Raw genomic sequence first — 18,749 nt, forward strand, 5'->3', positions numbered from 1 at the left:
AGGAGAATGAAAAGATGAAACGATTATCAATGTTAGTCATGAGTACAGCTATGATAGGTATACTTGCTGGATGTGGGCAAGACGATGATGTACCTACGGAAGCTGTTTTACCTGAAGTAATTGATGTAGAACTTACAGTACCAGAACAAGGAATTGCTAATGAACCGGTAACTCTAACAACACTTGTAACACAAGGGGAAGAAAAAGTAGATGATGCATCCGAAGTGGAATATGAGATCTGGGAAGAAGGTAAGAAGGAAGACAGTATTCTAGTTGAAACAACAAATGAAAAAGAAGGTATTTATTCAGCAGAAACAACATTCGATACGGACGGTATGTATCACGTTCAAGTACATGTAACTGCACGTGATATGCATGTTATGCCAGAAAAGCAAATCCAAATCGGGGATGCTACCCATCAATCGGATGAACACGAAAATGCCAAAGAAGATGAACATCATGAACACGGCGAAGGAGTAGAAGGTCTTGCTCTTCACTTTGTGCAACCTGAAGGAGCAAAAGCAGCAACAGACACAGAGTTGATGACGCATGCGCAGCTCGACGGTGAAGCAATAAAGGCGCAGGTTCGCTATGAAATCATCTCGGCAGATAAAGAAACCACATGGGTAGATACGGAAGAATCCAAGCCGGGTGAGTATACAGCAAACTATCAATTCCCTAAAGTAGGCAGCTATCAAGTGATTATTCATATCGAAAATGAAGACATTCACGAGCATGAAGAACATACAGTAGAAGTGAAATAAGTACCATCCCTCGTCGCTCCGGTGGTGAGGGTATTTTATTGGGAAGTAAAAGCTGTAATTCATTGATGAAAAGGGTTACACTAGTATACGTGAAAGATTAATGAATCAAGAGGAGTGTTAGCATGACAAATTATCCAGAAAAAACATGTTCAATAGAAAGACTTGTAACTATTCCGGAAGATGTACAAAAAGTACTCAACGGTGAAAAGTGGGCTACTAGACGTAATGGTGTCTATGCATACCCAGGCGAAACGATGACGTTAGAAGGCAAAGAGTTCAAAGTTGAAAAATTATATGAACAAACACTCGGAGAACTGACAGATGAAGACGCCAAATCAGAAGGTCATGAAACAGTTGAAGAATATAAACAGGCGATGCTGTCGATCCACGACAAAATGCCTTGGCTTCCTAAAATGAAGGTTTGGGTGCACGAATATAGCCCAATTCAGAAATAATCTCTTAAATGAACTTTTATTACGGAGCGATTGTCTTTGCACACGTAGTGTCGGCTATAATTTCAGTAGGACCTTTATTCCTCTTGCTGCCATTAATACGCCGGCTACGTTCTGCTAAAGCAGAAGCAGAAGACATCTATCTGGCGATTATCCGAGTCATTATACGACTTGTTATGCATTCAGGCCATGTGCTTGTTGTGACTGGTATATTATTAATTTTATTTGGTCCGTGGCCATGGAACACGTCGTGGATTATTCTCACAATAGGCGTCATGTTGCTGTCCGGGTTCTTCCTGGCAACTGGTTTCTCTTCTGTATTGAAAAGATTCCATGATCCAAGCAAAGACAGGGAAGCGGTACTCAACAAGTTACAACGTACTGCCTGGATTTATATTGGATTGCTTATGGTGATGCTTTGGCTTATGGTACAAAAACCGGCAGTCTGGTAAAATTACATAGCGAGTAAAAAGATGTGTACATAGTTGCACATCTTTTTAATTGCAGGATTTGGTTTGACAGTCAAAATTACAGCGAATATGATGAAGATAGTGTTTTTTGAAAGGAACGATTTAAGATGAAAATGAAACTAGTCGGTCTGCTGACGATCCTTGGAATGCTGTTAACCGCATGCAATCCTACAGGCAGTAATGAAACGATAAAAATTGGTACAACGGCAGGGATTTATGCGAAAGTCATCGATCAGGCATTAAAACCGGCACTTGAAGAACAAGGGTACAAAGTCGAAGTGGAATCATACGTAGATTTAATTGAACCGAATAAAGAGTTGGCAGATGGTGAAATAGATGCCAACATCAACCAACAACAAATTAATCTTCAACAGTTTAACGAAGAATATGACTTGCCTATAGTTGCTTTGACGGAAGTTCCAAGTGTGGGACTAGGCTTATATTCTAACTCGTTGACGTCGATGGATGATATTCCTAACGGTTCATGGATTACTATTCCGAATGATGAACTAGGCACAGCGAGAGCCCTACGTTTCCTTGAACAACAGGGATTAATTTCATTGGATCCAAGTGCAGCCACTTATGCAGTTACAGAAAAACATATTGATAGTAATCCGAAAAACTTGAACATCCAGCCTATCTTGATTGCACAGCTGATACCATCTATGGCAAGTGGTGATTTAGCCATCATTCCAGACAATTATATTATGGTCAATGAAATGGAATTGGAAGACGCACTAGCACATGAAGAGCTTGGTGAAGAGTTGCAATATATCATTGCGGTCAGAGAAGAAGATCGTGAGAAGGATTTTGCTTTAGCGATTAAAGAAGCAGTAGCATCAGAGACGTTCCAAGAAGCTATTGATGAACATTTCCAAGGCTTCGGAAAATAAAAACCACGTATGGACTCAACTATGAGCCATACGTGGTTTTTTCATCTACCTTATCTTTGCTGTCGCTTCAAAAAGTCTACATTTGGATAATAGGCATCTTTTACGAGTAAATTCGGTCCAAGACAACGCACTGCAGGACAATGACAGCTTACGCTTTTTGCTAAGGGATGTTGTTGCCATTTAGTATATAAATTCGTCAACTGGTCGGTTTGAATATTCCCTAGTGGAGGAACATCTCCGAAATCTGTCACGATCACGTCTCCGGTAAACATATTGACATTCAACCGAGAACGACCGTCTGGATCATTTCGCACAGTGACATTTTCACTTGCTGCAAGTTTCTCAAATAATTCTTGATCTCTTGCATCGTTACTACAATTATAAAACGGTAAAGTCCCAAATAGCATCCATGTTTGTGGATCACGGTATGACAGCAGATCGAACATTGCTGTACGTGTTTCATCCAAAGTTAGTACATCCAATGAAGAAGCGAAATCGCTAGGATACATAGGGTGAATTTCATGGCGACCACATTTCATTTCATGGATAATTTGTTCATGAATGGTCTGTAGATGAGGTAATGTTCGGCGATTTAACATCGTTTCCGCTGACACCATAACACCCATTTCAGACAACGCTCGGCTGTTTTCAATCATTCGTTCGAATTGTGCGGCACGACGCTCACGTGGTGGCTTGCGTTCCATCCGGGCGAATCCACCATCGATGAAATCATCCACTGTACCCCAGTTATGTGAAATATGCAGGACATTCAAATACGGTGCAATTAATTCATAACGTTCAATAGGCATAGTTAGATTCGAATTCATCTGCGTCTGAACTCCGCGCGCATGTGCATACTGCAATAACGGTACGACATACTGCTCGACAGATTTCTTCGAAAACATCGGCTCGCCACCTGTTAAGCTAATCGTTCGCAAGTGGGGGATTTCATCCAACCGCTGTAATAGCAACTCGATTGGTAATGCTTGTGGGTCTTTTGGTTGTAGCATATATCCAACCGCGCAATGTTCACAACGCATATTGCATAAATAGGTCGTCGTGAATTCTACGCTGGATAGAACTTGCTTCCCATGCAAATCTACATCTTGATATGCTTCCCATGCATCTGATAAACGGGAATGTGATAGTACCATGTTCGTAACTCCTTATATCAATTAATTTTTATCACTAGCATATTCTGCTAGGTCTTTCGCATATTTACTCATCGAAGAGGTAGAAACATCGAATGCTTCTGCGATCTCTTTTAATGTCATATCAAGCGGTTCGAAATGTTTATTGTCTAAACCATAACGGATTGCACCCGCAGCAATTGCTAGTTTCTTTCGCGCTTTTGGTTGCTTATCTACTAAGAAATCTTCAAGCACTTCTAACAAAGCTTGGGATTCTCGGTTATGTTGCTTTAAAAATTCAGCAGCCGCCTCTATAACTCCTGCTTCAAATTCGGTAAACTCATCTCCTGTATAGCCACTTTCACCGAGCGCAATCCAGAATTTCATGATGGAGTCTTTGAGTGAAGGATTTTGCGTGTCCGCAAGAGTTTCAGCAAATTGTTTGATCGCTTCCGAATGATCAGTCGGGAAGAAGATTAAACTTGAGACTGCTAGATAGTTACTTTCAGACGTACCATCGGAAAGAATGAAGCAATAGAAGTGGACACCTACGGGAACAGGCTTATCGCTTTCTTTCCACAATTCAATCGTTTCATCACCTAGAATACTTGTAGCCGTTAAATATGTATCTCCGACAGCAGTTACTTCACCGACAAATACCCTCGGCTCTGACCATCTATCAAGTAATTCTAGAATCGATGGGCGAATATGTTTTTTCTTCTGCTTGGCCAAATAGTCGTCCCAAATATCTCTCCGTTGATGGAAGAAGAATTCATCAAGCGCAATCGTTTCAATCATTTCTTGTGGTAAATAACTATTCAATGAAGATTTCCATGTATTTGCAAATTCCACGAACGCCGGTACATCTGGTCGCTCTGGATGAATGTCATAAAACGTCTGTAGTATATTCTCCATTTCATCTGTCAGTAAATCTTCAACTGTCACAGCTTCTTTTCGTTCACAGCACTTTTTATATTTCTTTCCACTGCCACAAGGGCACGGATCATTACGTCCAACCATTAAAACACTTCCCTTTTTAAAATTACTACATCTCTAAGTGTACCAAACGAGAGGCGAGTTCGCATGATATATGTGTGATGAATAAACTGCAGTGAAGTATTCGCTTATTTGTACTAAATAATAGTGGTAGTAGTAATCAAGAAAATGGAAGAAAGCAAAGTATGCAGTTAGATCCTCTCATATGTTCCCGGAAAAAATTAGGTAAACAGGTTACCATTTTGTTTGTTTATCCATATGCTATTTCGAGGTGACCTATGGAGCAGTCTAACTTGCTGTATTTATTGTATGTAGACATCTGTTTAATCATTGGCTTTTATATGTACATCCGAAAAATGAGGAAATTAATAGGTTTCCATTTAGGTATGAATATGAGCATGGTAATGGGCGGGATGGTTGCATTGTTGTTTGGAATCATACTCATTACTCATATGCCGTTTCATTTTACGTATATTACATTATTCTCAGCGAGTATCGGAGGGGCAGTAGGGGCTTGCTTTGGCATGCTAATTGATTATCAGACATTTGTGACTGGTTTGACGAATGGTCTGATTGTCGGGCTAATGGCACCAATGATTGGCACGGTTATAGAAATGCAAATGTTGTTTATTTGGTTTCTACATGCATTCTTCATTGGTAGTTTAGTTACTTTATTTATTTCAATAAAAAGGGCGTGAAGGGGGCAATGCTACTCCTAATTTTGCTTTCCATGTGGTGTGTTGGTGAAATACTAGTCAACTATCGAGTTGTAAAAAAGAAAAGACTGTTGTTTGATGACAGGTTCACAAAAACCATTTGTATGGCGATTGCGTCCATCTCTTCTCTCGCGATGGCATTGTACGTAGAAGTATTGTTGCCGGATAATCAAACAGTTACTTTCTTATTACCGGTACTTCTTGGAGTGTTTATTGGTTGGCTATTTGGTTCGCTTATCAAAGCGCCAGCTTCCTTAAATGGTCTGTATAACGGCGCGATGGGAGGAGTAATGGGCATGATGCTTGGTGCAGTGCTGAAAAATCCTGCACTATGCAATATACCCATTGACGCTAATTCATTGATTGCGACTAATCTTTTCATCATCACTATATTTATTGCCTTTTCCCATTCAGTGGTTTGTTTCTTCATTCGTTATTCAATGAAAGGGTGAAGATCATTTTGGTAGGAGAGGAGTACAGTAGTGAAAAAAATCATTATTATAATGATGTTGCCTATCATTTTTGTGATTTTATATGCGATGTGGTCAAAGGCAGTGGAACTACCGAAAATTGGAGAAGTAACGGAATGGCCGTTTACCGAAGTAGGCGGGAACGAGACAAACTTCCAGGGCAAACCGAAACTTGTCACATTTTTCTATACAAAATGTCCCGATGTTTGTCCGACTACTATGTGGGATCTGACCGCTTTACAGGAAGTAATGAAAGATAGGGGAATCTCTCAAGATGAGTACTTCATCATAGCTATCACCGTAGATCCTGAATATGACACGAAAGAGAAAATAGTGCGTTATAAAGAACTATTTAATATAGAAGACCCAAATTGGTTATTTTTTAGAGGTACAGAAGAAACGACCAAAGAATTTTCGAAATACCTGAATTTTTATTACGACAGGAATGAAGATGGATTCGTTACCCACTCGACGTCTATGTATATTGTGGATGGTCAGGATTTAGTAAGAGCTCATCATAATATGGCAACAGGGAAAAATAGCGTAGCCATTGAAGAAATCGCTAATCATTTACAACAACTTATTAAATAGTTCTAGCGTTACTTTTCGAATGATAGTAAGGAGGTGATCTTCATAAAGGAACCTAGTAGTAATCCAGCTTTTTCCTCGCCAACAAGTAATGGGCCAGATGAACAAACGAGAGTCTTGACAGATTATATTGGTCAGAAAAATTTATTTAAGATAACCGAAATTCATGAACCACTCAGGAAATCATTAACACTAAAAAAGTTTTTCAAAAGCAAACGAAATCAGCAAGTTGTCATTGCATCACGCGGTGAAATGGACGGCTGTTTGGAAACTGAAGGTAAAGTCGCAGCAATCGGCAGAGATTTTGTTATGTTGACGAACCTACAGAAACGGATTTGGATTCCCTTTACGTATATTGAAACAGCAAATATCCCCTTTGGCTTTCCTTCTTATTCGAATACGCATCAGCATCACCTCTATGATAATCATCTGCAAAAAAGACTAACCCTTCAATTTGGCGAAACCGTCAACGAAAGAGAAGCACTCGTTCAACAATTTTTCGAGGAGTCTTTTCGGACCAACTTTCTTTCATGGAAAGGAACAAGAGTGGAAGTCATTTCGCGCGAAGAAACGGTCAGTGGAAAGATCGTGAATACGACCAAGAGCGAACTAGAGCTTACAAGCTTTGGCACAGTGCGTAAAATCCCTTTAGAAAACATTCGCTTTGTATCTACTTTTTCCTTCATTTCATATTTGAAGAAAGAGTTGAGAACACTGCTCCAATCATGGGATGAAAAAGTAAGAGGAGGCTGGAACAATGAAAAATAATAAAGGAATTCAATCTCAAGATTTCTCAGGTTTGATAAATCAAGAAGTACTCATTATCACTCAGGCGGTGCAGCTTAATCTATTAGGCCAAGTTTTTAGGCCGATTTTTTGCGGAACTGTTTCGGAAGTGGGGATAGGGCATCTCACCTTAACGCCTGTTACCGTCAAAATGGTAAATGCCCCTTTTTATAAGTTTCCGACGCCGATCAGTATACCGCTGGAGAAAATTGTTTCATTCTCAACAGAAGTGCCTTGTGATTTAGTCTTTCCGTTAACGTGAAAAGGAGATGGATATATGACGCAACCAAACGAATGTCAACCAATCAATATAATTCGTGAAGAAGGGATTAGTACTCATTTCAGTCAGAACATTAACAAAAAAGTTCTAATTCTAACTGAAGCTTTCCCGTTTATGTTTATAGGGGAAATTATAGGTGTAGTGGATGATTTTGTGGAAATGAAAGTTCAGAATACATCCATTCCTGCATTGGAAGGAAAAACTTGGTTTGTGCATATCGATTCAATTGAAGTGTTCTATATCGAGACAGAAACAGGAATTAAAATCCCTGAATTAAAAGAGTAGAGAATGAGGTGAAGCGAGTGATAAGACACTACCATGTAGTAGCCATTCCCATACGAATTGTCCTGAATACATTTGGGGACCACAATCCGAATGGCATGATGTATGTGCTGAAGGAAAATGAAGAAAAAGTGAAAAGGCTCGTAAAGAAAAACCCTTTCATGCCTGTCGATCTCGTTCAGCCGCTCTTTATCCGAGCGAATGAAGGAGACGTCGTGGAAATACTGTTTGAAAATAAACTTCCTTTCCATGCAGGTATGCATTTTCAGGAAGCAGAATACGATGTCTGCCAATCGGATGGAGCGAATGCTGGATACAATAAGGAAACGACTGTAGCACCATGTGAAAAAATCTTATATAAGCTGAATTTGATGAAAGAAGGAAACTATTATTTCTCTGATCTAGGAAATGTCTCGAGTGACCAGAACGGTTCCAATTCAAATGGTCTGGTAGGAGGCTTATGCGTGCAAAGTCGTTTCTCCTGGTGGACCGATCCTGAAACAGGCAAGCCAATAAACAGCGGACAATATGCGGATGTCCATCACCCTTTGCTACCATCCTTCCGAGAATATGTGTGGATGTTTACAGATGAAATGGAAGTGGATGATTTAACAGGCAACAGACCGATCAATCATTTCTCCAACCAGGAAGAAGAGTCCTTCCACGGTGCGAATTACCGTTATGAACCGGAAAATAGGCGCGAACAATTAGTCGCGGAAGGTGTGGTCTGTCCAAACTGCGAAGGGGAGGAAGTACACCATGATTCATGGGTATTCGGAGACCCATCGACTCCAATTTTGCGAGGGTATGTTGGTGACCCTGCAAAAATCCGGCTTTTCCATGGCGGAGTAAAGGAAACGCATGTATTCCATTATCACGTCCATCAGTGGTTCAGTGATCCCAGTGATTTGGCGTCAGAAATTTTTGATGCGCAGGCTATTAGTCCGCAAAGTCACTATACAATTCAGCCCCTGTACGGTCTTGGTAGCTTGCAAGGCTCTTTTGGTGACGCAGTGATCCACTGTCACCTCTACCCACATTTCGTTGCAGGGATGTGGGGGATGAACCGGGTCTTCAATACCCTTCAAGATGGCAGTCAGTGTTATCCGAACGGGGTTCCAATAAAGTCGCTGAAACCTCTTCCGGACAGACCGGCACCGCCAAAACCAACTAAAATGAAGCCTGGATTCCCGAATTTCATTCCAGGAAAAGTCGGTATGAAAGCACCACGTCCTCCAATGGGGATTGTTGGAGGTAGGGGGTTGACTGAACTTGAGAGAAATGCTGCAATCGCAAATCCTAGGCCGGGTGCAGTTTTTACCGACCCGTGTCCTGAAGGTGTACCCATAAAGACGTTCAATATCTCCTTAATTGAGATTCCACTTATTTATAACAGAGAAGGTTGGCATGATCCGACGGGACGGATATTTGTTCTGGATGAAGATTTGGACGATATTTGTTCAGGAAAGAAAGCACCGGAACCGCTCGTCATCCATGCATCCAGTAATACGCGCTATGAGATCAATTTCACAAACCGTTTGCCGCATATCTTGGATGGTGACGCATTCCAATTAGTTACGCGAACTTACGAGGCGGGTATGCACATCCATTTTGTGAAGTTCGATGTACTCGTAAATGATGGGGCGAATGTCGGATGGAACTATGATTCATCCGTTCTATCCGGTGAAACGATTCGATACTCTTATTATGCAGATGTTGAGCTCAAAGCATGGTTCTTCCATGATCATTTATTCCCTGGGTCTCATCAGCAACATGGCGTCTTTGGATCAGGGGTCGTCCATCCGCGTTTTTCCAAATACCTTGATTCATCGACTGGCGAAGAAGTAGATCAAGGTACCGAAATTACTTGTACCAATCCACTGACTCCTGATTATAGGGACTTTGCGATATTCGCACAGGACTTTACCCACCTATTCAATAAAGACGGTAAACCATTAGCACCTCCGCCATTCCCAGGTTCACCGGATGATCCAGGGCTGTTTGGAGTGAACTATAAAAATGAACCGTTGCAATTCCGTTTAGGAAAGGACTGCGATCCCGCCTATAGTTTCAGTTCGTATGTAAAAGGCGATCCAATTACTCCGATATTTAAAGCATATGAGGGAGATTCTATCCGAATCAGGCTACTACAAGGGGCACAAGAAGAATCTCACAGCTTTAATGTACATGGTCTGCGTTGGCTAAATGAACGAGGCGATCTGAATTCTAGACTGGAAAATCAACAGCATATCGGCATATCTGAATCATTTACGATGGAGATGAACGTACCGCGGTCAGGTGATTATTTATGGACATTTGAAACAGAAGAGGGTTTATGGAATGGGTTATGGGGTCTTATCCGCGCATTCGATGAAAAAGTGCCTGAACTGATCAAACTGTCAGATCGACCTGAACCGAAAGAGCGTTCAAGACCTTTGCCAGAATGTACAGGGATCAAACCACCGTCAGCAGCTGATCCGACTGTGGAAATAGTGAAGGGGCCACTGAGGAAGTACGATGTTGTAGCCTTTCAAACCTCGATCCAATATAACTCGTTCGGTGATCATGATCCGGATGCTATTATCTTTGCGTTGCGTGAGGATATGGAAGCTATACAGAACGGCAAGAAAGAACCAGTACCGCTCATCCTACGCGGCAATGTGGGCGATACAGTCGATGTTACGTTAACTAGCTATCTGAAACCAGAGCTTTTTCCATTCAAAGACGGAATCTATCCATATCCAATAGTGAAGGAGCAAGCATTTTATCCACCGTCTTTACGTATTTCCCTGCATGCACAATTACTTGATTATGACGTGAAGACGTCTGCAGGAGAGACAGTTGGATTCAATGGGGATCAAACAGTTGGACCTGGAGAATCTAGGACGTATCGCTGGTATGTCGATTCGGCTGTCGGTGTGTGTGGCATGTGGGACATGGCAGATATCCGCAATCACCGTTCGCAAGGCGCGTTCGGAGCTTTCATTGCTGAGCCTAGGGGGACGGAATATTTGGATCCGTATACACTACAGCCCGCGTCGACCGGAGCAAGTGTTATTTTGCGGAATCCATACTTACCAGATACTAGGGAGTTCGTAATTGTGATGCATGACGGTGTAAGGTTGCTTGATAAAAATAACCAAGTCATTTTTGATCCTGTGGATGGTATATTGCTGGCTCCACCTGAGGTAGACGAAGATTTGCTTGATACGTATGATCAAGGATCTCGTGGCTTTAACTATCGAAGTGAACGTCTAATTAATCGTTATCGAGAGCATGCAAAAATTCATGATGTATTTAGCTCAGACGTTTTTGGGGACCCTTCGACTCCTATATTCGAAAGCTATGTAGGGGATCCGGTTACTATTCGCTTAGTGACACCGGCTGAGAGACGAAGATCTCATACATTCCACCTTCATGGCCACCGTTGGAGATTTGATTCAAAAGATACTTATTCACGAACAGAATCATTTGTCGGCTTTAACGTAGCGGGTGCTAAAAGAAATCTGCAATTGCTTGGCGGTGCGGGAGCTTATAACGGATTCTCAGGCGATTTCATGTATCGATCAGGAAACATTCGCTGGGATATTGAGCAAGGGATGTGGGGGATTATGCGGGTGTTCGAAGAGCTAAAAAAACATCTCCCTAAACTAGATCAATAGTTTGTTAAGAACGGGGGTGTGGAAATGGGGAACAAGAGAATAAGGAAGAAACAGAAGAAAAAACAAATACAAAAACCAGACTTTTTCATACCCGGAAAATGCTGTCCAGAGAGGGCGGATAGTCCTGAGCTGCCATCTCCAGAAAGCTGTCTTCCTCCTGAAAAGCGTGAGGAAGTAGACAAAAAAATTGCAGAAGCCAATAGATTACTACTGGATCTGGCACTTGGTGATAACCGATCCATTCAAGAAACGTATCAACGGGCGTTTGACGGTTTGATTGGTCTGGAAGTAGAGATAGTAAATCCTTTAGATGAAACGATTTCGGGAGTAGTGATGATGGCGGCATTTGATTTCATTCTGTTAAGTCGAGACGATTATAAAATCATCGTGCCATATGAACAGATTGAATCGGTCAAAGCTTCCGGCTGCTATGCTGAACTAGTACCAGGGGCCAATTTACTGAATATCAATCCACATTTACGTAGGAAGCTGACATTTCAGTTTGGAAAAATTGTCGGCTCATCTCCAGAACTTATTCAGCTATTCTTCAAAATTCCGCTAGCAGTTTATCTATTGTTGTTCGAAGATCAAATTATAAAAGCTCGAGTAGGACGGTCACTAATTGAAGGGGTGCTAGTGGATGTGAATAAAGAGTCTATTGTACTGGAGATGAATAAAGAAAAAAGCATTATCGCCATTGGAAATATTGCCCACATCGTATTAGGCTAATAAGAAGTCAGTCCCTATAGCTGGGGACTGATTTTTTATTACTATACTACATGCATGGTTTTTTGAAATGGCAACATCCTAGGGTTTTGATTTGTGAAATCTTATCGATTGGTAAAATCAAAGTATTACCGATTGGATGATCTACTTTCTTTCCTTTATTATCAGCAGTACAACCACAGTCTGCTGGCAATTCGCCTGGTTTCCCATTCACGAATATCTCGACAAAGTTAGAGCCGACAAAAATTATAGTACCCTTTACAATTTCCTCTTCCATCTGTAACTCCACCTCACAACAAACCATTTGGCGCAAACGGAAGTTAAGACCGTCTTGTAAACCACCTAAACGGACCATGAAGCATGGATTACATAAGTCTTTTCTACAACGGCTACAGTATTTGGCATCACATTTTTTTTTGAGGCACTTCTGACAGTAATGGTGATCTCCACATTTACAATTCTTTTCTTTTTTCAAAGCATTCACCTCCCACCGCTCTATGTAGTATATGAATATCTACTGCTAGAGAGATGATGGAACAACCTAAGAAAGTTGTAATGTCTAGAGATTCATTTTTTATAACAGATAGTGAGTGAAATTCATTCTCCACAAACTTTCTTTCCATAATAATTATATGGCTAAGTATACAAAATGAGAGGCGAGATCGTATATTGCTTTTCTGATCAAAGGATGCTGGAGAAATGAAAAACCACTCTTTGAATCATCTAGATTCAAAGAGTGGTCCATTACGTAGTATTAGCTATCTAGACTCTTAATGAAGTGCAGTACTTCCTCTGCAGTAGACAGTGAAAGAATATGATCTATCTGATTTTCTAAGGTGACCTTAGATAGTTTCTGGATTTGTGAACGTGTACGAAGTATGGAAGAAGCACTCATGGAAAACTCATCTAATCCCATCCCAAGCAGTATAGGAATTGCCGTTTCATCACGTGCCATTTCTCCACACATTCCTACCATCTTACCTTCTTTGTGTGCCGCATCAATAATCATTTTGATAAAGCGTAAAATAGATGGATTATACGGCTGGTAGAGGTAGGAAACGTGCTCATTCATCCGATCAGCAGCCATCGTATACTGAATTAAATCATTTGAACCAATGGAGAAGAAATCTACTTCCTTGGCAAATACATCAGCCAAAATAGCTACAGCCGGTGTTTCAACCATAATTCCGAGTTGAATCGTCTCACTTACTTCGATTCTTTCACTAATAAGTTGTTGCTTTACGTCTAAAAATAGTTCTTTTGCTTGTCTGAATTCATTAATCGTTGCGATCATCGGAAACATGATCCGCAAGTTTCCATATATACTGGCACGCAATAAAGCGCGTAACTGTGTTCTAAACATCTCTTCATGATCAAGACATAGACGGATTGCTCGTAATCCTAAGAATGGATTGGCTTCATGTGGAAGTTGTAAATACGGTAATTCTTTGTCTCCACCAATGTCTAGAGTACGAACAATGGTAGCGCTTCCGTTCATTTGCTCTAGCACGCTTTTATATGCTTCAAACTGCTCATCTTCGGTAGGGAATTGTTCTTTTCCCATGTAAAGAAACTCCGTCCGGAATAATCCAATCGCTTCTCCACCATTTTTCAAGACATTTTCCACATCATCGGGTGTCCCAATATTTCCAGCTAATTCAACGCGATGACCATCAAGTGTAATAGCAGGCTCATTCGCAAGTAACTGCCATTCGGCTTTTTGTTTGGCAAATGCCTGCTGCTTTTCTTGATAAACGGCTAATGTTTCTGCGTCAGGGTTTACAATAACCTTCCCAGCTTCACCGTCTACAATAATGATTTCACCGTTTTGAATCATAGCCATTGCGGTTTTACTTCCGACAACGGCTGGAATTTCCAATGTTCTCGCTAAAATAGCAGAGTGAGAAGTAGGACCCCCAATATCTGTTACGAAACCTTTAATTAGTTCAGGATTCAGTTGAACAGTGTGAGAAGGAGTCAAGTCTTCTGCAATGATGACGACCTCTTGCGTAATGTCTTCGGGCGTTTGGATACTGACACCAAGCAAATGGGAAAGGATTCGTTTTGTTACATCCCGAATATCAGCAGCGCGTTCTCTCATATATGGATCATCCATCGCTTCGAAAATTGAAACATATAAGTTTGCCGCTTCTTGTACTGCATATTCGGCGTTTACGTGTTGCGTCTGGATTGTATCTGTAATAGCTGTGCGTAATTCTGGATCGTCGAGAACAAGTACATGTGCACTGAAAATAGCTGCTTCCTGTTCACCGAACTTTTCTTTTGTCTGTTTCTGAATCGTCGTCAATTCTGATCGGGAATGAGAAAGAGCGTTTTGTAGACGATCTATCTCTGTTGACACGTCTGAAATGGATTCCTTCAGTACAGTCAACTCCGCATTTTCTAGACGAAAGGCTTTGGCGATAGAAATACCATTGGAGGCTGCGATGCCCTGAAGGATCTTTGTCATTAGTCTTCTGCGCCTTCAGATCGTAATAATTCCTCCAGCTTGTTCATCGCGTCTATTTCATCTTCACCATCCGCAATCAATGTAATTGTAGATCCTCCAGCGACGCCAAGTGACATCACACCAAGAATAGATTTTAGATTTACCTTTTTTTCTTTATACTCAAGTGAAAGTTCTGATTTAAAAGGGGTAGCAGCAGCGACCAATTGGGCGGCTGGACGAGCGTGAAGCCCTTCACCATTGCTGAATACGAATTGTTTTTTTATCATTACGAAAACCTCCTATGAATTGTTTTGAATGTTTTTGACTGCTTATGAATGATTATGATGGATTTTATTGAATAATTCAAGTAATATGGTGTTATTGATAGAGAAGGTGGGTTGCATATGCTGACAAATGAACGGTTTGAATTGATTTTAAATAAATTAGCTACTCATAAAACAGTAAAGATCTCAGAATTAGTAGAAGCAACCAGCGCATCGGAATCTACCATTCGAAGAGATTTAACTGAACTTGAAACACTTAATAAACTTCAGCGTATTCATGGTGGAGCTACAATGCCAGATCGGGATATGCAGGAACTTAGCATCTCAGCGAAGTCAGAAAAGTATTTGGCAGAAAAAGTTCAAATTGCTTCATTGGCTGCGGACCTGGTAAAGGATGGAGATTTTATTTATCTAGACGCAGGTACAACTACGTATCAAATGATCCCTTTTCTAAGAGACCGTAATATAACGGTTGTAACAAATGGACTGACACATGTGGAATCACTAACTGAGCATGGTATTTCCTCTTATTTAATTGGAGGGTATGTCAAAGCGTCAACAGGTGCACTTGTAGGGCAACAGGCAATGACATCTTTGAAACAATATCATTTCAATAAATGCTTTCTCGGTACGAATGGAGTGGATTCTGTTAATGGATATACAACTCCCGATCCCGATGAAGCATCAGTGAAAAGTTTGGCAGCTGAGCTATCGAGAACCACGTACATTGTGGCGGATCATTCCAAATTGAGAAAAAGTAGTTTTATTAAATTTTTATCTATCGACGAAGCGGTATTACTGATAGATAAATTACCAGATGAGATCTTGAATGAACTAGAAGAAAAAACGTTAATAAAGGTGGTACAGAAATGATTTATACATGTACATTCATGCCATCAGTGGACTATACCACCTATATACCCGCTTTTGAGCTTGGAGAACTAAATCGTTCAAATGAAGTATATTATTACCCTGGAGGAAAAGGTATAAACGTATCGAGGGTAGTCAAAAGACTAGGTGTAGATACTGTAGCAGGCGGCTTCATTGGCGGTTTCACAGGAGATTATATCGAGAACTTTTTACGAGATGAAGGAGTAAAAACGGATTTTATTCGGACACCAGAAAACACTCGAATTAATGTGAAGATCAAATCTACCGAAGAAACAGAATTAAATGGACCGGGGCCTGAATTGAATGAACAGAATATTCAAAGCCTTATCGAGCGAATTGGACGCTTATCAGAAGAAGACTGGTTGATCATTGCAGGAAGGGTACCAGCCTCGTTACCTTCATCTTTTTTATTAGAACTTGCAGCATATTGTGAACAAAATAAAGTGAAGCTGGTAGTTGATACGTCAGGACCAGCTTTGAAACAGATTATGGAAATAATCAAACCTTTCTTCATTAAACCCAATGTGCAAGAACTTGAAGAATTGGTTGGTAAGACTATACACAGTAAAGAAGAAGCGATTGTTTACGCTAAAGAATTAATCGGTGACGGAATTCAACATGTTGTAGTGTCGATGGGTGGGGAAGGTGCGCTCTATGTATCTGCCGAAGAAACATTGTTTGCCACTGTACCAAAAGGAAAGCTAGTTAATTCAGTAGGTGCAGGAGATTCACTAGTATCGGGTTTTATTGCGTCTTATTCTCAGGATGGTTGTGCAGAAAAAGCATTTAGATATGGCGTAGCAAGCGGGAGTGCCACTGCTTTCCAATCTGATTTATGTAAAAAAGAAGATGTTGAATCGTTAGTAAGTCAAGTGATTATTAGCAAACAATAGGAAGAGGTGCTATTTTATGAAAATTACACAACTCTTGACGGAAAAGACAATTAATCTGCATTTGCATTCCAGCTCCAAAGAAGCGGTCCTAACAGAACTGATCCAGCAGCTACATGATGCGGGGAATCTGCGTGATAAAGAACAATTTACAAATGATATTCTACAACGTGAGAGTCAGAGTACAACGGGGATTGGAGAAGGAATTGCTATCCCGCATGCGAAGTCAGCTGCGGTGCAAACACCTGCTATCGCGTTTGGTCGATCTATTGAAGGAATAGATTTTGAATCGCTTGATAGTCAACCTGCACACTTGTTTTTCATGATTGCTGCGAGTGAAGGGGCTAACAACGATCATTTGGATGCACTGTCTAGATTGGCTACATTCTTGATGGATACGTCATTCCGCGACAAAATCTTGTCTGCACAAACAGCGGCGGACGTTTTGCAAGCTGTTAATGAGAAGGAATCGGAATTAGATGAGGAATCCGTGGAAGAAGTTCAAACAACTCAAGAAGAGAAGTCAACTGTACGCCTGCTAGCGGTCACTGCGTGTCCAACAGGAATTGCACATACGTATATGGCTGCTGAAAAACTGAATGAGAGAGCAAAAGAACGTGGTCTTTCTTTGAAAGTCGAAACAAACGGTTCATCAGGTGTGAAGAATAGATTAACAGATGCAGAAATTGCGGAGGCAGACACCATTATTGTCGCGGCAGATACGAAAGTCGAAATGGCACGATTCGCTGGTAAACATGTGATCCAGACGAAAGTCGGTGATGCGATCTATGAAACCGATGCGTTATTGGACAGAGCGATTCAAAAAGATGCACCGATTTATCAACCTGAAAAAGGTCAGGAAGATACATCATCAGGCGAAAAGAAAAGCGGTTTTTATAAGCATTTGATGAATGGCGTATCCAACATGCTACCATTCGTTGTCGGTGGGGGAATATTGATAGCGCTCTCTTTCTTTTGGGGAATTGAATCATCCAATCCTGACAGTCCTGAATATAATGCTTTTGCAGCCATGCTTAACACTATAGGCGGTGGGAAAGCATTCTTCCTGATGGTTCCTGTATTGGCTGGTTTCATTGCTTCAAGTATAGCGGATCGACCTGGTTTTGCTCCTGGTATGATTGGCGGTTTGATTGCTGTTACAGTTTCAGGTGTGGATGGAGCAGACGGCGGTTCAGGATTTTTAGGGGGATTAATCGCTGGATTCTTGGCAGGATATATTACATTACTCGTCAAAAAACTGTTTGCGCGTTTGCCTAATTCATTGGAAGGGTTAAAGCCGGTACTGTTTTATCCGGTTTTCAGTATTGCAGCGACAGGATTAATCATGTTGGTCATCAATCCACAGTTGGCTAAGCTATACACAGGATTCTCTACTTTCCTTGAAGGAATGGGTGGGACAAATCAAATTTTGGTTGGTTTAATCATTGGTGGAATGATGGCTGTGGATATGGGTGGACCCATTAATAAAGCAGCGTACACATTCGGTATTGCGATGCTTGACGCACAAAACTTCCAATTTATTGCGGCTGTAATGGCTGGCGGTATGGTACCACCGCTTGGGATGGCCATAGCGACTACATTATTTAAGAATCGTTATACAAAAACTGAGCGCGAGGCTGGTAAAACAGCGTATGTGCTGGGCGCTTGCTTCATAACAGAAGGTGTCATTCCGTTTGCAGCAGCTGACCCATTGCGTGTTATTCCCGCTGCAGTAGTAGGGGCAGCGACGGCAGGTGCACTGACGATGGCTTTTGATATCTCTTTGCGTGCACCACATGGTGGAATCTTCGTCATGGGTCTCGTCGAAGGTGGAATTAGCAAGATTGTGCTTTACGCTTTAGCAATTGTCGTGGGTTCTATCATTACTGGACTACTTGCAGGAATGTTACGGAAGAAGCCCGCTTAATTTTGAGTTATATAATTAATAAGAGCTGGCCATGCGAAGTGATCAATTTGACACTGCATGGCCAGTTTTTTACTATTTCTATCCTATTCTCCT

The 18,749-nt window shown here is 41.2% G+C and carries 20 protein-coding genes; 15 read left to right on the plus strand and 5 right to left on the minus strand.

Features of this window, described 5'->3' with window-relative positions; genetic code table 11:
• Positions 1 to 14: 14 nt before the first annotated feature.
• The 4 genes from CSV69_RS00590 to CSV69_RS00605 all read left to right on the plus strand — a co-directional run bounded on the left by CSV69_RS00590 (position 15) and on the right by CSV69_RS00605 (position 2,579).
• The gene (locus CSV69_RS00590) at positions 15 to 764 is read left to right on the plus strand and encodes a FixH family protein (protein ID WP_099692498.1); all 750 of its coding nucleotides are present in this window, start codon (positions 15 to 17) and stop codon (positions 762 to 764) included.
• Positions 765 to 886: 122 nt separating this feature from the next.
• Positions 887 to 1,219, plus strand: a complete 333-nt coding sequence (locus CSV69_RS00595) for an ASCH domain-containing protein (protein WP_085426666.1) — start codon at positions 887 to 889, stop codon at positions 1,217 to 1,219.
• An 8-nt stretch (positions 1,220 to 1,227) separates the two neighbouring features.
• A complete protein-coding gene (locus CSV69_RS00600; RefSeq protein WP_085426665.1) occupies positions 1,228 to 1,668 on the plus strand; it encodes a DUF2269 family protein in 441 nt (146 codons plus the stop codon).
• A 125-nt stretch (positions 1,669 to 1,793) separates the two neighbouring features.
• Positions 1,794 to 2,579, plus strand: coding sequence for a MetQ/NlpA family ABC transporter substrate-binding protein (locus CSV69_RS00605; protein ID WP_099692499.1), 786 nt, complete (start codon positions 1,794 to 1,796; stop codon positions 2,577 to 2,579).
• Between the two features lie 50 nt (positions 2,580 to 2,629).
• On the opposite strand, the gene yfkAB is transcribed toward CSV69_RS00605, so the two are convergent.
• Both yfkAB and CSV69_RS00615 read right to left on the minus strand, forming a co-directional pair.
• Positions 2,630 to 3,733, minus strand: a complete 1,104-nt coding sequence (gene yfkAB / locus CSV69_RS00610) for a radical SAM/CxCxxxxC motif protein YfkAB (RefSeq protein ID WP_099692500.1) — start codon at positions 3,731 to 3,733, stop codon at positions 2,630 to 2,632.
• 21 nt (positions 3,734 to 3,754) lie between these two features.
• Positions 3,755 to 4,729 (minus strand): YecA family protein, encoded by a 975-nt coding sequence (locus CSV69_RS00615; protein ID WP_099692501.1) that lies wholly within the window; start codon positions 4,727 to 4,729, stop codon positions 3,755 to 3,757.
• A gap of 254 nt (positions 4,730 to 4,983) precedes the next feature.
• Here CSV69_RS00615 and CSV69_RS00620 point away from each other — a divergent pair, with 254 nt between their 5' ends.
• From CSV69_RS00620 to CSV69_RS00655, 8 genes are all read left to right on the plus strand, one after another.
• Positions 4,984 to 5,403 (plus strand): hypothetical protein, encoded by a 420-nt coding sequence (locus tag CSV69_RS00620; RefSeq protein WP_099692502.1) that lies wholly within the window; start codon positions 4,984 to 4,986, stop codon positions 5,401 to 5,403.
• Positions 5,404 to 5,435: 32 nt separating this feature from the next.
• Entirely contained in the window at positions 5,436 to 5,873 is a 438-nt protein-coding gene (locus CSV69_RS00625) for a hypothetical protein (RefSeq protein ID WP_233192304.1), read from the plus strand.
• A gap of 30 nt (positions 5,874 to 5,903) precedes the next feature.
• Positions 5,904 to 6,482: an SCO family protein gene (locus CSV69_RS00630; RefSeq protein ID WP_233192305.1), complete on the plus strand. Its 579-nt coding sequence runs from the start codon at positions 5,904 to 5,906 to the stop codon at positions 6,480 to 6,482.
• Positions 6,483 to 6,596: 114 nt separating this feature from the next.
• Positions 6,597 to 7,247, plus strand: a complete 651-nt coding sequence (locus CSV69_RS00635) for a hypothetical protein (RefSeq protein ID WP_199170378.1) — start codon at positions 6,597 to 6,599, stop codon at positions 7,245 to 7,247.
• Complete coding sequence (locus CSV69_RS00640; protein WP_099632697.1) at positions 7,237 to 7,527, plus strand: hypothetical protein; 291 nt, start codon at positions 7,237 to 7,239, stop codon at positions 7,525 to 7,527. Before CSV69_RS00635 ends, CSV69_RS00640 begins: the two co-directional genes overlap by 11 nt.
• A gap of 15 nt (positions 7,528 to 7,542) precedes the next feature.
• Complete coding sequence (locus tag CSV69_RS00645; RefSeq protein ID WP_099692504.1) at positions 7,543 to 7,830, plus strand: hypothetical protein; 288 nt, start codon at positions 7,543 to 7,545, stop codon at positions 7,828 to 7,830.
• Positions 7,831 to 7,847: 17 nt separating this feature from the next.
• Positions 7,848 to 11,489, plus strand: coding sequence for a copper oxidase (locus tag CSV69_RS00650; RefSeq protein WP_099692505.1), 3,642 nt, complete (start codon positions 7,848 to 7,850; stop codon positions 11,487 to 11,489).
• A 24-nt stretch (positions 11,490 to 11,513) separates the two neighbouring features.
• Positions 11,514 to 12,218 carry a hypothetical protein gene (locus CSV69_RS00655; RefSeq protein WP_099692506.1) on the plus strand — a complete coding sequence of 235 codons (705 nt, stop codon included), beginning with the start codon at positions 11,514 to 11,516 and terminating at the stop codon, positions 12,216 to 12,218.
• Positions 12,219 to 12,264: 46 nt separating this feature from the next.
• Here the strand turns inward: CSV69_RS00655 and CSV69_RS00660 are convergent, their stop codons facing one another.
• The 3 genes from CSV69_RS00660 to CSV69_RS00670 all read right to left on the minus strand — a co-directional run bounded on the left by CSV69_RS00660 (position 12,265) and on the right by CSV69_RS00670 (position 14,951).
• Positions 12,265 to 12,690 carry a hypothetical protein gene (locus CSV69_RS00660; protein ID WP_233192306.1) on the minus strand — a complete coding sequence of 142 codons (426 nt, stop codon included), beginning with the start codon at positions 12,688 to 12,690 and terminating at the stop codon, positions 12,265 to 12,267.
• Between the two features lie 279 nt (positions 12,691 to 12,969).
• Complete coding sequence (gene ptsP / locus CSV69_RS00665; protein WP_099692508.1) at positions 12,970 to 14,685, minus strand: phosphoenolpyruvate--protein phosphotransferase; 1,716 nt, start codon at positions 14,683 to 14,685, stop codon at positions 12,970 to 12,972.
• Entirely contained in the window at positions 14,685 to 14,951 is a 267-nt protein-coding gene (locus tag CSV69_RS00670) for an HPr family phosphocarrier protein (RefSeq protein WP_099624731.1), read from the minus strand. Before CSV69_RS00670 ends, ptsP begins: the two co-directional genes overlap by 1 nt.
• Positions 14,952 to 15,068: 117 nt before the next feature.
• Between CSV69_RS00670 and CSV69_RS00675 the strand changes: the two genes are divergently transcribed.
• Genes CSV69_RS00675 through CSV69_RS00685 form a run of 3 tightly spaced genes read left to right on the plus strand, consistent with a single transcriptional unit; the run spans position 15,069 to position 18,656 of the window.
• Positions 15,069 to 15,821: a DeoR/GlpR family DNA-binding transcription regulator gene (locus CSV69_RS00675; protein WP_099692509.1), complete on the plus strand. Its 753-nt coding sequence runs from the start codon at positions 15,069 to 15,071 to the stop codon at positions 15,819 to 15,821.
• Positions 15,818 to 16,732 (plus strand): 1-phosphofructokinase, encoded by a 915-nt coding sequence (pfkB, locus tag CSV69_RS00680; RefSeq protein WP_099692510.1) that lies wholly within the window; start codon positions 15,818 to 15,820, stop codon positions 16,730 to 16,732. Before CSV69_RS00675 ends, pfkB begins: the two co-directional genes overlap by 4 nt.
• 16 nt (positions 16,733 to 16,748) lie before the next feature.
• Complete coding sequence (locus tag CSV69_RS00685) at positions 16,749 to 18,656, plus strand: PTS fructose transporter subunit IIABC (protein ID WP_085426657.1); 1,908 nt, start codon at positions 16,749 to 16,751, stop codon at positions 18,654 to 18,656.
• Positions 18,657 to 18,749: the final 93 nt, after the last annotated feature.

The organism is Sporosarcina sp. P26b (assembly GCF_002743245.1).
GTDB classification, from domain to species: domain Bacteria; phylum Bacillota; class Bacilli; order Bacillales_A; family Planococcaceae; genus Sporosarcina; species Sporosarcina ureae_C.

Bases quoted from the DNA above. Each gene is read 5' to 3' on its own strand.
- CSV69_RS00620 (WP_099692502.1), top strand. From the start codon at position 4,984: ATGGAGCAGTCTAACTTGCTGTATTTATTGTATGTAGACATCTGTTTA.
- CSV69_RS00640 (WP_099632697.1), top strand. From the start codon at position 7,237: ATGAAAAATAATAAAGGAATTCAATCTCAAGATTTCTCAGGTTTGATA.
- CSV69_RS00685 (WP_085426657.1), top strand. From the start codon at position 16,749: ATGAAAATTACACAACTCTTGACGGAAAAGACAATTAATCTGCATTTG.
- CSV69_RS00600 (WP_085426665.1), top strand. From the start codon at position 1,228: ATGAACTTTTATTACGGAGCGATTGTCTTTGCACACGTAGTGTCGGCT.
- CSV69_RS00675 (WP_099692509.1), top strand. From the start codon at position 15,069: ATGCTGACAAATGAACGGTTTGAATTGATTTTAAATAAATTAGCTACT.
- CSV69_RS00615 (WP_099692501.1), bottom strand. From the start codon at position 4,729: ATGGTTGGACGTAATGATCCGTGCCCTTGTGGCAGTGGAAAGAAATAT.
- CSV69_RS00645 (WP_099692504.1), top strand. From the start codon at position 7,543: ATGACGCAACCAAACGAATGTCAACCAATCAATATAATTCGTGAAGAA.
- CSV69_RS00595 (WP_085426666.1), top strand. From the start codon at position 887: ATGACAAATTATCCAGAAAAAACATGTTCAATAGAAAGACTTGTAACT.
- CSV69_RS00670 (WP_099624731.1), bottom strand. From the start codon at position 14,951: ATGATAAAAAAACAATTCGTATTCAGCAATGGTGAAGGGCTTCACGCT.
- CSV69_RS00590 (WP_099692498.1), top strand. From the start codon at position 15: ATGAAACGATTATCAATGTTAGTCATGAGTACAGCTATGATAGGTATA.
- CSV69_RS00605 (WP_099692499.1), top strand. From the start codon at position 1,794: ATGAAAATGAAACTAGTCGGTCTGCTGACGATCCTTGGAATGCTGTTA.
- ptsP (WP_099692508.1), bottom strand. From the start codon at position 14,685: ATGACAAAGATCCTTCAGGGCATCGCAGCCTCCAATGGTATTTCTATC.
- pfkB (WP_099692510.1), top strand. From the start codon at position 15,818: ATGATTTATACATGTACATTCATGCCATCAGTGGACTATACCACCTAT.
- CSV69_RS00655 (WP_099692506.1), top strand. From the start codon at position 11,514: ATGGGGAACAAGAGAATAAGGAAGAAACAGAAGAAAAAACAAATACAA.
- CSV69_RS00625 (WP_233192304.1), top strand. From the start codon at position 5,436: ATGTGGTGTGTTGGTGAAATACTAGTCAACTATCGAGTTGTAAAAAAG.
- yfkAB (WP_099692500.1), bottom strand. From the start codon at position 3,733: ATGGTACTATCACATTCCCGTTTATCAGATGCATGGGAAGCATATCAA.